Source organism: Brevibacillus jepli (genome assembly GCF_047229145.1).
GTDB lineage: Bacteria > Bacillota > Bacilli > Brevibacillales > Brevibacillaceae > Brevibacillus.
On the sequence record NZ_JBFEFW010000007.1, the window covers coordinates 74,961 to 90,297 of the forward strand.

Annotated in this window: 12 protein-coding genes and 1 pseudogene; 8 read left to right on the forward strand and 5 right to left on the reverse strand. The window is 48.5% G+C overall.

Annotation, left to right across the window (positions count from 1 at the left end; all coding sequences use genetic code 11):
- Nucleotides 1–27: 27 nt before the first annotated feature.
- Together AB1L17_RS09645 and moaC are read right to left on the reverse strand one after the other, a co-directional pair.
- Nucleotides 28–1,284: an MFS transporter gene (locus tag AB1L17_RS09645; protein WP_412844671.1), complete on the reverse strand. Its 1,257-nt coding sequence runs from the start codon at nucleotides 1,282–1,284 to the stop codon at nucleotides 28–30.
- 3 nt (nucleotides 1,285–1,287) lie between these two features.
- Nucleotides 1,288–1,770 (reverse strand): cyclic pyranopterin monophosphate synthase MoaC, encoded by a 483-nt coding sequence (gene moaC / locus AB1L17_RS09650; RefSeq protein ID WP_412844670.1) that lies wholly within the window; start codon nucleotides 1,768–1,770, stop codon nucleotides 1,288–1,290.
- A 177-nt stretch (nucleotides 1,771–1,947) separates the two neighbouring features.
- On the opposite strand from moaC, the gene AB1L17_RS09655 reads away from it, so the two are divergent.
- From AB1L17_RS09655 to AB1L17_RS09675, 5 genes are all read left to right on the forward strand, one after another.
- The gene (locus AB1L17_RS09655) at nucleotides 1,948–2,490 is read left to right on the forward strand and encodes a methylated-DNA--[protein]-cysteine S-methyltransferase (protein WP_412844669.1); all 543 of its coding nucleotides are present in this window, start codon (nucleotides 1,948–1,950) and stop codon (nucleotides 2,488–2,490) included.
- The gene (locus AB1L17_RS09660; protein WP_412844668.1) at nucleotides 2,483–3,196 is read left to right on the forward strand and encodes a 2OG-Fe(II) oxygenase; all 714 of its coding nucleotides are present in this window, start codon (nucleotides 2,483–2,485) and stop codon (nucleotides 3,194–3,196) included. The genes AB1L17_RS09655 and AB1L17_RS09660 overlap by 8 nt, the downstream gene beginning before the upstream one ends.
- Nucleotides 3,197–3,207: 11 nt before the next feature.
- Nucleotides 3,208–4,026 (forward strand): SPL family radical SAM protein, encoded by an 819-nt coding sequence (locus AB1L17_RS09665; protein ID WP_412844667.1) that lies wholly within the window; start codon nucleotides 3,208–3,210, stop codon nucleotides 4,024–4,026.
- Between the two features lie 103 nt (nucleotides 4,027–4,129).
- Nucleotides 4,130–4,837: a molybdenum cofactor biosynthesis protein gene (locus AB1L17_RS09670; RefSeq protein ID WP_412844666.1), complete on the forward strand. Its 708-nt coding sequence runs from the start codon at nucleotides 4,130–4,132 to the stop codon at nucleotides 4,835–4,837.
- Between the two features lie 4 nt (nucleotides 4,838–4,841).
- Nucleotides 4,842–5,867, forward strand: coding sequence for a ThiF family adenylyltransferase (locus AB1L17_RS09675; RefSeq protein ID WP_412844665.1), 1,026 nt, complete (start codon nucleotides 4,842–4,844; stop codon nucleotides 5,865–5,867).
- Between the two features lie 512 nt (nucleotides 5,868–6,379).
- On the opposite strand, the gene AB1L17_RS09680 is transcribed toward AB1L17_RS09675, so the two are convergent.
- The 3 genes and pseudogenes from AB1L17_RS09680 to AB1L17_RS09690 all read right to left on the reverse strand — a co-directional run bounded on the left by AB1L17_RS09680 (nucleotide 6,380) and on the right by AB1L17_RS09690 (nucleotide 8,959).
- A complete protein-coding gene (locus AB1L17_RS09680; protein ID WP_412844664.1) occupies nucleotides 6,380–6,730 on the reverse strand; it encodes a hypothetical protein in 351 nt (116 codons plus the stop codon).
- Nucleotides 6,731–6,771: 41 nt separating this feature from the next.
- Nucleotides 6,772–7,197, reverse strand: a pseudogene (locus tag AB1L17_RS09685) (response regulator transcription factor); the annotation flags it as partial.
- 4 nt (nucleotides 7,198–7,201) lie between these two features.
- On the reverse strand, nucleotides 7,202–8,959 hold the full coding sequence (locus AB1L17_RS09690; protein WP_412844663.1) for an ABC transporter ATP-binding protein: 1,758 nt from the start codon (nucleotides 8,957–8,959) through the stop codon (nucleotides 7,202–7,204).
- Between the two features lie 472 nt (nucleotides 8,960–9,431).
- Here AB1L17_RS09690 and acnA point away from each other — a divergent pair, with 472 nt between their 5' ends.
- The 3 genes from acnA (at nucleotide 9,432) to AB1L17_RS09705 (ending at nucleotide 15,252) form a co-directional block, all read left to right on the forward strand.
- On the forward strand, nucleotides 9,432–12,161 hold the full coding sequence (gene acnA, locus AB1L17_RS09695) for an aconitate hydratase AcnA (protein ID WP_412844662.1): 2,730 nt from the start codon (nucleotides 9,432–9,434) through the stop codon (nucleotides 12,159–12,161).
- Between the two features lie 234 nt (nucleotides 12,162–12,395).
- Nucleotides 12,396–13,580 (forward strand): alanine racemase, encoded by a 1,185-nt coding sequence (gene alr / locus AB1L17_RS09700; protein WP_412844661.1) that lies wholly within the window; start codon nucleotides 12,396–12,398, stop codon nucleotides 13,578–13,580.
- 79 nt (nucleotides 13,581–13,659) lie between these two features.
- Nucleotides 13,660–15,252: an alkaline phosphatase family protein gene (locus AB1L17_RS09705; protein WP_412844660.1), complete on the forward strand. Its 1,593-nt coding sequence runs from the start codon at nucleotides 13,660–13,662 to the stop codon at nucleotides 15,250–15,252.
- Nucleotides 15,253–15,337 lie beyond the last annotated feature (85 nt).

Sequence of the window (15,337 nt, forward strand, 5' to 3'; positions counted from 1 at the left end):
TCATACTACTTGAGCACGTAAACCGTGTCAAGATGCTTGATTCTGTACCGGCGCTTGATGACTTCTTTTTTGAAAAGAAGTGTGGAAGGCAAAGAATGCGACAGACAACAGACACAAGCCTGCCATCACGAACAGCAGTCCCTGCGCATGAAACGACTGGAAGATGAATGCGCCTAGCAATGGTCCGAGCATACGTCCTGCTGATCCAGTCCCTGCAATCAGCCCTTGAATGAAGCCTTCTCGTCCCGCTGGCGTAAACTGTGCAGCTACTGCTGGCACCGCTGGCCAAACGAGCATTTCCCCCAACGTCATGATGAACATGCCAGCCACAAAGCCCGCATAAACCGTTGACTGCGACAGGATCAGCATGGACAAGGCAAAAATGTAAGCGCCCAAGAGCATTTGTGCTTTAAGCGTGCGGGCAAAGCGTCGAATGACCCACGCAATCAACGGCTGACCAAACAGGATCAACCCGCCGTTTAGTGTCCACAACAAACTGTATTGGCGAAGGGAAATCCCCAAGGTTTGCATGTAGGTTGACAGTACTGTCGTCCATTGTACATAGACAATCCAGCTAATCAATAGCCCTCCGCATAATAACAGCAAGGCTCCCCATACTACCTTGGTCTCTTGCTGTGGTTGTTGTAACACATCGCCCGTTGCCTGCTCAGCTGTACTTTGTCCAGTCGTCGCGTTCTGCCGTTGTTGTTCCGCCATTTGTATCTGACGAGGCAAGATGAGCATGAACATGGTCAGGACGATCACTTGTGAGATCGCATTTCCGAAAAACGTCCAAGCAAACGAAACACTTGCCAGGAAACCGCCTAAAGCAGAACCTGCAGCCACACCCACATTGAGGGAGACATAAATCAAATTGATTCCTTTGCGCCCGCCCTCAGGCCATAGGACAACTGCCAATGCATTCATGACAGGAGAAAGTGATCCGTAGAACAGTCCATTCAACAGCAAAAGTACAACATAAGTTGTAAAATCTTGCGTAAGCCCTAAACCGATCGATATTAGAATAACGCCGATGGAACCGACAATGATCGTACGCATTTTGCCCCAGCGGTCAAACATCATCCCGCCGATAATACTACCGATCAGGAATGAGCCTTGGTTTAAAAGCAACAAGAAGCCGGCTACGGTCAGCGGCTTTCCGAGATGATTGTGAATATAAATCGTGACAAGCGGCCAAATACATGCCATTCCGGTAGAAAAAATGACAGCAGCAATCGCCAGTAGACGAATGCTGCTTGGATAAGATTCCCACTTTTGCTTCATAGCCTACTTCTCTCCCCGACGGAAATCGCCGCTTTTTCCGCCTGTTTTCAATTGCAGGCTGGTCGGACCAATAATCATTTCTTTATCCATAGCCTTGCACATGTCATAAACCGTCAATGCAGCTACGCTGACCGCTGTCAACGCCTCCATCTCGACGCCTGTTTTCCCGGTCGTCTTCACGGTTCCCGAAATCATTAGCGTCGTTTCATCCACAAAAGCAAACTGTATATCGATGCCAGTCAATGGCAGCGGATGACACATCGGAATAATCTCCCACGTCTTTTTGGCAGCCATGACACCTGCTACCTGAGCAACTGCGAGCACATCGCCCTTTTCGATTCTTCCTTCTCTAATACGGGCGAGAGTTTCGGGTTTCATGCTAATTTGGCTCTCTGCTACAGCCTCCCGTTTTGTGACGTCCTTCTCAGATACGTCCACCATGCGCGCTCGATTTTGTTCATTAAAATGCGTTAATTGATCAGTCATACTAGCATCGTTCCTCCTCTGTCTTCTCCTACCTTACTCCCGCCGCTGGATAAAAGCAATGGGAATGTAGAGGATAGAGGACATTGTTTCGTTATCTTGCTCATCCACTCCCAAAAACGTACGAAGAAGAGACGCTGGAGGTATACTGTGCGTACATAGTTCGAAGGAGGCGTTTGGGTGAAAAATCAAACCGTGTATTGGGCAAAGCTGACCTATGGTGATTGGGGCATTTATTTGGCGGCAACGGCTGCCGGCCTTTGTTATGTCGGCTCTGTCAATCAGCCATTTGAGGAATTGGAAGCGTGGGTAATGAAGCATCGCCCCCATAGTAGTTTGGGGCATGACGAAGAACGGTTACAGCCTTTTATGAATGAAGTGATCGAGTATTTGCAAGGAACACGTGAGCAGTTTTCTATCGATTGTGATCTGTCTGGAACGCCTTTTCAGCTCGCTGTCTGGGAAGCACTGCGCCAAATCCCGTATGGGCAAACTGCCTCATACACCGATATTGCATCCATCATGAAAAAACCCGCAGCTGTTCGAGCTGTTGGTGCTGCAATCGGTGCCAATCCGGTACTTATTACAGTCCCCTGTCACAGGGTTATCGGTAAAAACGGCTCGCTGACTGGCTATCGGGGAGGATTGCCAATGAAAACAACACTGCTGGACCTGGAGAAAAAGAGTAGTGACGACGCAAAACGGAGTGTGAAGCATGTCTAAGCCACTGACAAAAAGGATTGCTGCACTGGACTGGAATTCGCTTCATCAGGAGCTGGACGAACAAGGGTATGCAGTATTTCCTTCCTTATTAAGCTCGTCCGCCTGCGAGGAAATAATTGAGACATACGGACAGGATCACTTTTTTCGCAATACGATTCAGATGGCGCGGTACCGCTTTGGTGAAGGGGAGTATCGCTATTATCAGGCTCCTCTTCCCTCGGTTTTACAAGAGCTTCGCGAAGGCTTTTATCCGATGCTCGCCCAGACTGCGAATCGTTGGCTCGAGTTGCTTGGACAAGAGCCGATATATCCTGCTACTCTCGCTGCATTTTTGACGCAATGTCACGAACAGGGTCAGCTTCGCTCCACTCCATTGATATTGAAATACGAAGCAGGCGGCTACAATTGTATGCATCAGGATATGTACGGCGAGGTGTTCTTTCCGTTTCAAGTGGTTTTCGCCTTAAATCAGAAGGAAAAGGACTACACAGGCGGAGAATTTCTGCTGATGGAGCAACGCCCGCGGGCACAGAGCCGAGGACATGTGATAACCTTGGAGCAAGGCGCTGGACTTATTTTCCCAACGTCCTATCGTCCTGTAAAAGGAACACGCGGCCACTATAAAAACACGCTTCGGCACGGTGTCAGCACGATTACGTCTGGCACACGCTATAGCTTGGGGATCATTTTTCATGATGCAAAGTGAGGGAACACAGCTTGAATTGTATTCTTTCCTATAAGAACCCGAAAACACTGCTCAATAAAGGAAGCGGATTTCTTGCGGATTACAGCCATTCGCTCAATCCATATACAGGCTGTTCTTTCGCCTGTTCTTATTGCTATGTTCGGCAAATGCCCGTGTCTTTGTTTCGCAACGAGGAATGGGGCACGTGGGTCGACATTAAGCAGCAAGCCGCTGATCTATTGCGGAAGGAATTAGCACGGGCAAAGAAAAAAGGAAAGGTAACCATCTTCATGTCGTCGAGCACAGACCCGTACCAGCCTATCGAACACACAGAAAAGGTAACGCGGTCTATGCTCGAGGTCATGGTAGAGAATCCACCAGATTTTTTGTTGGTCCAGACGAGAAGTCCATTGGTTTGGCGGGATGCTGATCTGCTTCTTCGGCTTGGAGATCGTGTGCGCGTCAGCATGACCATCGAGACCGATCTGGAGGAGATTCGCAAGCAGTTTAGCCCGCAAGCTCCTCCCATCCAAGCCAGGTTAAAAGCACTTCAGCGATTGGCTGAAGCTGGCATCCCTACTCAAGCAACGATTGCCCCTGTTTTGCCAAGCAGTGAATCTTTCCCGGAGATATTGCGTCCATTGGTAACACGTGTCTGTGTGGACGATTTTTATATGGGAGATGGCAGCGGCGGTAAGCGAACAAAAAGAAACGGCATTCCCGCTCTCTATGAACAGCTTGGTCTACAGCAATGGTATGATCCTTCCGCCTATCAGATCGTCTATGAACGGCTGCTACGTGTTTTCCCTCCGGATCAGATCTATGTGAGTCAGGAAGGGTTCGCCCCGTAGTAATGGCAGCAGATTGGAGCGCCCTATTCATTGGCAACTTTTATCGGTTTATGATATCGTCTAGCCTAGAGAATAGTTTATCCATGTGAAATGAGGTATTGTCTTGACTATTACGATCTTGTTATTTGCCGGACTCGCCGAGCGTGCGAATGCCCGGGAAGTACAGTTGACCCTATCCGAAGGCGCGACCGTTAGCGATCTTCTGCAAGCAGTGGAAAAAGAATATCCTGCGCTCTCTGCGCTCTTGGGCAGTTGCTTTGTCTCGATCAATCATGAATATGCGGCGAAAAATCAGGTCATTGCAGCAAGTGATGAAATTGCCCTTTTGCCACCTGTAAGCGGCGGAGAAGAAGACCCGCGCTTTGCCATTACGGAAGAGCCTATTTCTGCAGACAAGCTCGTTCGCTTGGTGAGCAATCCCCACGCAGGAGCTATCCTTACCTTTGTCGGAACCGTTCGGGAATTTACGCATGGGCAGCGCACGGTGTACTTGTCCTATGAAGCATACGCCCCCATGGCTGTTGAAAAAATGAAGCAGGTCGCAGCAGAGATCGAGGAACGCTGGCCCGGTGCTCAAGTTGCGATGCATCATCGTATCGGGAATTTGGCTGTGGAAGAGATTGCTGTTGTTTGTGCCGTTGCCACAGCGCATCGCAATGAATCGTTCGAAGCTGGCCGCTATGCAATCGAGCGACTAAAGCAAATCGTTCCCATCTGGAAAAAAGAAATGTGGGAAGACGGCAGCGAATGGAAAGGACATCAGCAAGGACCTTGGAATCCTCTCGCGATGCCAGAAGGAAAGGTGGAGTAACGCCTTGGATACTCGCTATTCCCGTCAGATATTGTTTCATCCGATCGGGCGCAGTGGACAGGACAAGCTGGGACAAAGCCGTGTCGCTATCGTCGGAATGGGCGCTCTCGGAACGGTGCTCTCCAATCATATGGTCCGTGCCGGCGTAGGCTTTGTCCGCATCATTGACCGTGACTTCGTGGAGCCGAGCAACCTGCAGCGTCAAATGCTCTACGACGAATCCGATGCAGCCGAGCATTTGCCAAAAGCAATCGCTGCTCACGCCAAGCTGTCGAAAATCAACTCGGCCGTCACGATCGAACCGATTGTTGCAGACCTCACTGCTTACAATGCAGAGGAGTTGCTCGCAGACGTAGATCTCGTTCTGGATGCAACTGATAATTTTCAAGTCAGATATCTCGTGAACGATGTTTGCGTCAAGCATGGCGTCCCGTGGGTGTACGGTGGCGCAGTGAGTGCGACCGGGACGTTCACGGCTATTCGACCGGGGATCACGCCTTGCTTGCGCTGTCTTTTCCCTGAAGCGCCAAACCCAGGGGAGATGCCGACATGCGATACGGCTGGCGTCATTGGGCCGATCATTCACATCGTCGCCTCCTATCAGGCAACCGAAGCCTTCAAGCTGTTAGTGGGCGCCACCGACGAGCTCAATCCGAATTTGGAGCACTTTGAGATTTGGCATAACCGCCATCAACAAATCAGGGTAGTGAATGCTCGCCGGGACGACTGTCCAACATGCGGGCAGCAGCAGTTTTCGTTTTTGCAGCCGGATACCCAAGACGGACAAGCGGTTTCGCTTTGCGGTCGGGACACGGTGCAAATCTCGCCTGCTGCTTCACTCTCACTTAATCTGGATGCTTTGGCTGGCAGGCTTTCCCCATTAGGGCAAGTTGAGCAAAATAAATTTTTGCTGCGCTTTCGTGTAGATACGTACACGCTCGTCATTTTCCCTGATGGTCGTGTGCTTGTGCAAGGAACAGATGACATCAGCCTCGCTCGTACGCTACATGCCAAATATATCGGTGCGTGAAATCATTGGTAGTTTTCGTTAGCTACGTAGAATCTGCATGTAGCACCATTCGTGCTTCAAAAGAAACAAAAAACGGAGGCTCCTGACAATAGGGGCCTCCGTTTTTTATTAAAACTATCCTCCGAACTGAAAGTGAATCCTGACACAAAAAGGACGTCAGTCCGTTCTCCTATCACTCTTATGCAAATAACTTCTTGTAATTAAAATATACCAAATCACGATCTCCACGAATGCGCTACCAACAAATAATGCCCAGATTTCTCCTGAAGCAAGTTCTAGCCAAAAGAAATCTAGTTCAGTAACATATCCCCGTAATAAGGAGTTAAAGAAGAAAACAAGAGGAGCAACTATAGCAACGACAAGCGTGACGATACTCATTCGAAGAAGTTTTCTCTTTACCAGACAGAAAATTGCGAGACTGATCGTTACAATCATGAACAGAAAATAAATAGACACTAACCATGAAGGAACGGTTCCCATAGCACTCACTCCTTTGGCTATATGTAGTCATATTATATGTTTTTAACTTTTTTTGAGCACATTACTATTAATTGTTTTATCATGTGATCTAGTTTATCTGGGTTCATACTACTATCAACAAAACTCCTTTGCAAATTATATCCATCCAGTATTGCCACGATAGAACAAGCCATTTCCTTCACATTCGAATCTTTAGGAAGTTCATTCATTTCTACTCCTCTCTGAAGAACGACACTGACCATATCAATCCACCCGTCCTGAGCGCTTAAGGTGTAAAAAATCTGAATACCTTTCGTGATCAAGGTTTCCATAGGTTCAGATGAATGTAACAACGGGGAAAAATGAGTTTTGAAATCTTCCAACTTGGTTTCGATGAAAGTCAAAAAGAACTCCTCTTTGTTATTAAAATGCAAGTAAAAAGTCTGGCGATTTCGAACGTTTTTCTGTCCAATCGCAGCAATCCCGCTTGAACCTGATGAGAAGTAGCTATCCGGTATCGCTTGAGTAGCGCTTTTACCCGGACGACCAGCTCTTGCGGCTCAAAAGGCTTCACCAAATAATCGTCGGTTCCGAGCTCGAAGCCTTTGATTTTTTGTGATGTCTCTCCCTTCGCGGTCAACATGAGCAATGGAAGATCATAATGCTTGCGAAGCTGTCGGCACAGCTCCCAGCCATCCATGTTCGGCATCATGATGTCGAGTATCACTAGCTGCACTTGAACCGACTCCAGTGTATCCATTGCCTCCTGTCCGTCAGCAGCCTCTACGATATCAAAGCCTTCATTTCGCAAAAAGACGCTGACCAGCTCGCGAATATGCGGATCGTCATCCACGATCATAATGGTTGTCAAGTTATTACGCCCTCTCTTTCACGAGCAATTGCTGACTAGCCAACTCCCGGTACAACTCATGGCTATGGAAAAGCTCTTCATGTGTCCCAATACCCGTGATTTTTCCTTTTTCCAGGAAGATAATTTGGTCTGCTTCCACTACTGTCGACAAGCGATGGGCAATGACGAGGGTCGTACGTCCCTTCATTAGATTTTGCAGAGCCTTCTGCACAATCATCTCGGAATTGCTGTCCAGGCTGGAGGTCGCTTCATCGAGCATCAAGATTTGGGGGTCCCGGAGCAGAGCACGAGCGATGCCGATTCGTTGGCGCTGTCCGCCTGATAGCTTCATGCCTCTCTCCCCGACCTCTGTGTCATAGCCATTTGGCAATTCTTCAATGAATTGATCCGCATAGGCCATTTCTGCCGCCTGCTTCAGCTCCTCATCACGAATGGTCCGTGAAATACCGTAGCAAATATTTTCTCGAATGGTCCCGGCGATCAATGGACTTTCCTGAGACACATAGCCGATTTTACTTCTCCATGACTTCAAGGAAAAATCCGCGATAGGATCACTCCCCAGCCTGATTTCTCCACTCAGTGGCTGGTAGTACCTCTCGACCAGCGAAAACAATGTCGTCTTGCCGCTGCCGCTCGGTCCGACGATCGCATTTACTTTTCCGGCCCCAATCGTAAAGCTGACATCCTCAAGAATCATTTCCCCGTTCTCATAGGCGAAGCTCACATTTTCCACATGAATTGGCATGCCTGCGTTTTCGAGCACCCGTCCTGTCAGGAGGTCTTCTTCCTCGGCTTCCAATGTCGCAATGATTCTTTCCGTTGCTCCCATGGCTTTTTGCAAGGAGGTAAAAAACTGCGTGAATTGTCCCATCGGTATCACAATTTGCACCAAATACAAAATAAACGCGACCAGCTCACCTGCTGTCAATGCACCTGTGGACACGCGCATGCCACCGTAGCCGATCACTACCACGAGCAGCACCATCAGGATAAAGGACATCAACGGGCCAATGATGGCCTGCACTCTTCCTTCTTTCAGCCCAAATCGGAACAAGTTCCCGATTGCTCTCGTCCCCATACCCAGTTCGTACGACTCTGCATTGGATGATTTTACGAGCCGCATCTCTTGAAGTACCTGATTCATAATCGTTGTAAAGCTGGCCGTCTCGTCTTGCAATCCTTTTGAAATTTTGTACATTTGACTACCGAGGGGCATGAGAATCGCCATAGACAGCGGAACAGCTATCAGCATCGTCAGGGTCATTTGCCAATCGAGATATAACAACGTCACAACGGAACCAATAATGGTGATCAATCCTGTGAAAAAGCTGGACAATTGATCGCTGATCAGACTCTTCACGACGCCAGTATCGTTGGTCATTCGACTGATCGTCTCACCTGTCCGGTTGTTGTCGTAGTAAGAGACGGGCAGGACGAGCAGCTTTTTCCATAGACGCTCACGAAGCGAAGCGACAACACTCTCACCAACATGATTCAATAAATAGATAGACAGTCCTCCTGCAATGGCTTGTGCGATAAAAGCGATGACCAACAGCACTATTTGTCCACTCGTAATTGTAGATAAGGAGAAGCTGTCGACCAAATCTTTCGTAAACAGCGGAATCACTAGGCTAACCAGCGTTGTAGCAATGCTCATGAACAGTGCGACGCCGATCTTCAGCTTGGAAGGCTTCGTTTCCATGATTAAGCGAAAGAAAGGTCGCCAGTTTCCCAATTTCGATAGATGATTGGTTTGTTCCATTCGTTTATTTCTCCCCTTTTATTCAGCTCGTTTCCTCTTTGCAAGAGAAAAGATACTGCATGAATGTAAACGAAATATAAACGGGATAATACTTGGAGTGCGTGTTCAAAAAGTCGTCTTTTCAGCACCGAGAAAGTGGCGAGAACCTGAAAAAGGAGGAGCGGAGTGTAGGAACCTACATGAGCACCGCACTTCGAAGGTGAACGCCTCTTTCGATGTCGCAGTAACCCTCAGAACTTCTTCGTGATCAAAAGACGACTTTTTGAACAACCTCTTGGAGTCTGTGGATTTTTTCTTATATATGAAAGAAGACGTTTTTGATCCAATTTTCTTTACCTATGATTTTTGTATATAAATGATGAATTTGGGGTAGAAGCCGGGAAACAAATCGTATATAATAGGTTCGTAATGAAGAAACGAAACAACGTTTCACCAGATGAAACTCCAAGTTATTATAGGGAGGTTGTATACATTGGCTAACAAAGATGCTTACAAAGTAAAGTCTTCCCTGCAAGTAGGCGACAAGTCTTTTGCTTACTATCGCTTGCAAGGGTTGGAAGAACAAGGATTGGGCGATGTTTCCAAACTGCCGTTCTCCATTAAAGTTCTGCTCGAGGCTGCTGTACGTCAGTTCGATGGCCGCGCGATCACCAAAGAACACGTACAACAATTGGCGACCTGGACAAAAGGCCGCGACGAAAACCAAGAAGTACCTCTCATGCCAGCTCGTATCGTACTGCAAGACTTCACCGGTGTACCGGCTGTAGTTGACTTGGCAGCGATGCGCATCGCGATGAAGCGCGCTGGTGGAGATCCAAAACGAATCAACCCATTGGTTCCAGTTGATCTCGTTATCGACCACTCCGTCATGGTTGACGATTTCGGTAACGCATCCGCTCTGGACAACAATATGAAATTGGAATTCGAACGCAACCAAGAGCGCTACCGCTTCCTGCGTTGGGCACAAACTGCGTTTGACAACTTCCGTGCGGTTCCTCCAGCTACTGGTATCGTTCACCAAGTAAACTTGGAGTACCTCGCAACTGTAATCGCTACTCGCGAAGTAGATGGCGAACTGGTTGCTTTCCCTGACTCTCTCGTAGGTACTGACTCCCACACCACTATGATCAACGGTCTTGGTGTTCTTGGATGGGGTGTTGGTGGTATCGAGGCAGAAGCAGGAATGCTCGGCCAACCTCTGTATTTCGTAACGCCAGAAGTAGTTGGTTTCAAACTGACTGGCACACTGAATGCTGGTGCAACTGCAACTGACCTCGCTCTTACTGTTACGCAAATGCTGCGTAAAAAAGGCGTTGTAGGTAAATTCGTGGAATTCTACGGACCAGGCCTGTCCAACATCTCGCTGGCTGACCGCGCTACCGTAGCAAACATGGCACCTGAGTACGGCGCTACTATGGGCTTCTTCCCAGTAGATGCTGAGACACTCAACTACATGCGTCAAACGGGTCGTGAAGAAGATCTCATCTCCTTGGTTGAAACTTACACAAAAGCACAAGGTCTCTTCCGTACTGACGAGACTCCAGACCCAGTATTCTCCGAAACATTGGAACTGGATCTGTCCACTGTTGTACCTAGCTTGGCTGGTCCAAAACGTCCTCAAGACCGCGTAGAACTGACTGCTATGAAGGAATCCTTCAATAACAGCTTGCGTACGCCGATCGACAAAGGCGGATTTGGTCTCTCCGAAGAGAAAATCGCAGCTAGCGCACCAGTTGCTTATGCAAACGGTGAAACAGCTACGCTGAAAACAGGTGCAGTTGTTATCGCAGCGATCACTTCCTGTACCAATACATCAAATCCTAGCGTAATGCTGGGTGCAGGTATCCTGGCGAAAAAAGCTGTGGAAAAAGGCCTGAAAAAGCCTGCTTTCGTAAAAAGCTCCCTGGCTCCAGGTTCCCGCGTAGTTACGCAATACCTGACTGACGCTGGTCTGATCGACTCCTTGGATGCTATCGGATTCAACGTAGTAGGTTATGGTTGCACCACTTGCATCGGTAACTCCGGTCCATTGCCAGAGGAAACCAGCAAAGCTATCGCAGACGAAGATCTGACAGTTGCAGCGGTACTCTCCGGTAACCGTAACTTCGAAGGCCGTATCCATGCACAGGTAAAAGCGAACTACCTCGCTTCTCCTCCATTGGTTATCGCCTATGCACTGGCAGGTACTGTAGATATCGACCTGACTACAGAGCCAATCGGCACTGGCAAAGACGGTCAACCTGTATTCTTGAAAGACATCTGGCCTTCTCCACAAGAGATCGCAGCTGCTATGGACAAAGCTATGAATCCTGCTCTGTTCCGCGCTGAGTACGGCCAAGTGTTCACGCAAAACGAAGCTTGGAACAAAATCGACGTTCCAACTGGCGACCTGTACGAGTGGGATGAAAAATCCACGTACATCCAAGAGCCGCCATTCTTCCAAAACTTGGCTGGAGAAATTGCTAAGATCGCAGACATTAAAGCAGCGAACACCATCGCACTCTTCGGTGATTCTGTGACAACGGACCACATCTCCCCAGCTGGTAACATCTCGCCAACTAGCCCAGCAGGTCTGTATCTGCAAGCTAACGGCGTAGAGCGCAAAGACTTCAACTCCTACGGTGCTCGTCGTGGTAGCCACGATGTAATGATGCGCGGTACATTCGCGAACATCCGCATCCGCAACCAAGTAGCTCCTGGAACTGAGGGCGGCGTAACCAAATACTTGCCAACTGACGAAGTAATGTCCATCTATGATGCTTCCATGAAGTATCAAGCTGACGGTACTCCACTCGTTGTATTGGCTGGTAAAGAGTACGGTACTGGTTCTTCCCGTGACTGGGCAGCAAAAGGTACATTCCTCTTGGGCATCAAAGCGGTTATCGCTGAGAGCTTCGAGCGTATCCACCGTGCTAACCTGGTTGGTATGGGCGTTCTGCCTCTGCAATTTGCTGATGACCAAAGCTGGAAGTCCCTCGGCATCGACGGTACTGAGTCCTTCAGCATTGTGGGTCTCTCCGATGATGTTCAACCTGGCCAACGCGTAAAAGTAGAAGCTACCAAGAAAGACGGCAGCACCTTCGAATTCGAAGCAATCGTGCGCCTCGATTCCATGGTAGACGTAGACTACTACCGCAATGGTGGTATCCTGCAAACGGTTCTGCGTCAATTGCTGGATGAAGGCAAACCAGTAACTGCATAAGCAAACGAATAAAAATAAGTTCGTATCAGCACCCACCCAACGAAAAGGGCAGACTCCGAGCAGTTCGGCAGTCTGCTCTTTTTTGCGTTTCCAGCCAGACTTATAGTTGTCGCTTGTAGGCCACCGATGGCCTGCTTTTTGTGATCTCTTCCTGATGGGCCACGCTTAAGAGGAAGGTACGGTGAATACGCATGAAAGAGGGAACTGTTTCCCAGAAAAAGGGAGGGATTCGTGATGAAAAAGCTGTTTCGCGAAACCTGGATTGAGGTAAATCTCGATGCCATAAAGAAAAACATTCGGGCGATACGCCGTCATATTCCTGCACAGACGAAAATCATGGCTGTTGTTAAAGCGAATGCCTATGGCCATGGTTCTGTCGGAGTAGCACGCCATGCCCTCGAGTACGGGGCTACTTCCCTCGCTGTTGCCATCCTGGAAGAAGGCATCGTCTTACGCAAAGCGGGAATTGTAGCACCTATACTCGTGCTGGGATTCACTCCTCTTTCACGTATCAAAGAGGCGGTCGCCTGGAATATAGAGCTGTCCGCGTTTCAGACTGATTGGCTCAAAAAAGCCGATAAAATCGTCAAATCAACGGCTTTCTCCAATCGTCTGAACATCCATATCAACGTAGATACCGGGATGGGGCGATTGGGCGTACGGACAAAATCCGGGTTACTTTCAGTCGTGAAGGCCTTAACGTCAAGCTCTTCCCTTGCATGGACCGGAATCTTCACTCATTTTTCCACTGCAGATGAACCTGATCACACATTGACCAAAGCGCAACACGAGTTATTTATTCAGTATCTTCGTTATCTGAAGGAAAAAGGGTTCGAGCTTCCGACCGTACACATGAACAACACCGCCGCTACTATTGCATTTCCCGAATACAGCGCCGATATGATCCGCCTCGGAATCGGCATGTACGGGCTATATCCTTCCTCCTACATCCGACAACTCAATCGCGTCAAGCTCGTTCCGGCTCTCAGCTTGAAATCGCGTTTCTCCTATGTAAAGACAATGCTGACGCCGCCGTTTACCATCAGTTACGGCGCTACATACATAGCAAAGCGTGGCGAGGTCATCGGGACGATCCCAATCGGTTATGCCGACGGTTATTCGCGAGCACTCTCTAACCGGGGATTTGTTCTGTATCGAGGCAGACGGTTGCCGATCGCAGGTCGAGTGACGATGGATCAGCTGATGGTCAGCTTGGGAGAGGGCGGTAGTGGAAAGCAAGGCGATGAGGTCGTTATTTACGGCAAGCAAGGAAACCGTGAGATCACTGTCGATGAAATTGCTGAAATGCTCGGAACGATCAACTATGAAGTCGTTGCCACCCTCAGTAATCGCATCCCTCGATTGTTTTTGGAAAAAGGAGTGGTTGTAGAGATTTCTCATCTGTTGCCGGAAAATTAAATGAGGTAGCATTGGTGAATAATTTTTCCGTGAAAACAAAAAATAGAGAAAACCAAATTCGCAAAAAAGGAATGGAAACATGAAGTCGCGATTCACATACGCCATCCTTCTCCTGTTGGCGCTGAGTCTGACTGTGATTGGCTGCAAACCAGACTCAGCTTCCCAAATTCGTCAGCAAAGCATCAAGGCTCAGCCCTCAGCCGAGAGAAATGAATCGCAAAAGCCTGTCCTGCTCATTCTCATTGATTCGTTAATGGACAAATCATTGAAAGAAGCGATCCGGCAAGGTCGCGTCCCTGCTTTGGCTTATTTGCTAGCAAACGGACGCTATTACCCACAAGTTGTGAGCTCATTTCCCACCATGTCTGTAACCATCGACAGCACCCTCCTTACCGGGACGTATGCCGATCAGCATCATGTGCCAGGATTATCTTGGTTTAACGACAAAGAAAAACGGATGATTTATTACGGCTACGGTCCTAAAGAGGGTCTGAAGATCGATCAGCCACAAGTGCTTCTGGATATCCTTCATCAATTAAACCTGGTCCAGCTCAATCCGCATACGAAAACCATTCATGAGGAACTGGCGGAAAAAGGAAAGGATACAGCGTCGATCAATGGTATTATTTGGCGAGGCAAAACAGCGCACACCTTGCAGATTCCACGTCTCGTTGAATTCAGTACGCGTTTGCCTGGCGAGGTGAATGTGAACGGTCCAAAACTGCTGTCGTATGCAACATTTGCCCAGCTCGATCCGAATCAAAAAAGCGAAAAGCGCATTTGGCGAAAGTATGGAATGAACGATGAGTTCTCTGCGCAGGAGATCAATTATCTCATCACCAACAAGAAGCTCCCCCCTCTTACCATCGTATACTTGCCGGAAAACGACATGGAGGTGCATATGAAGGGAGCAACTACAATCGAAGGGCTTGAAAAAGCAGATAAGGCGCTGCAAACCGTGCTCGATACTTTTGGTTCGTGGGACAAAGCAATCAAAGAAGCGCGGTGGATTGTTATGGGAGACAGTGCCCAGAGCGCTGTTCTCGATGATCGCCAAGCCGCTACCATTGATTTACGTGACTTGTTGAACCACTATCAAATCGCCAAAATCAGTCAACCAGTCACCCCCAATGACCAAATTGTCATTTCTACCAATGAACGGATGGCCTATATATATGCGCTTGACTCGCGTATCCCGATATCCAATATCGTAAGACTTTTGCAGCGTGAACCGAAGCTGGACATCATTGCGATGAAGGACAACAAAAAGGTTATCGTAACAGCAGGCAAGGTCAACAGACAGTTTGCCTATCAACCAAAAGGTCCCTTTACCGATCCATATGGTCAATCATGGAGCTTCGACGGTGATCCGCGTCTGCTCGATATTACAATCCAGAACAAGCAGATTACATATGGTAAATATCCGGACGTATTGGCGAGACTTTACGGCGCGATGAATTCACATGAAGGAAGATACGTAATCGCTACGGTGCGGCCTGGATATGAGCTCATTACCGAAAGCTCTCCAACTCATATCGGTGGGGCTGCACACGGATCATTGCACGAGTTAGACTCACTCGTTCCCCTGCTAGTAACGGGGACAACCACACGCCCCCGAACCTTGCGCATCGTCGACATCAAAGACTGGCTGATGCGCCTGACAAACGAATGAGTGAAGCAGCTTTTAGAGAAGGGGCAGGCTCCGGCAAATCTGCCCTCTTCTCTTTTTGTTACTTCACCCTGATTATTATTGTAAA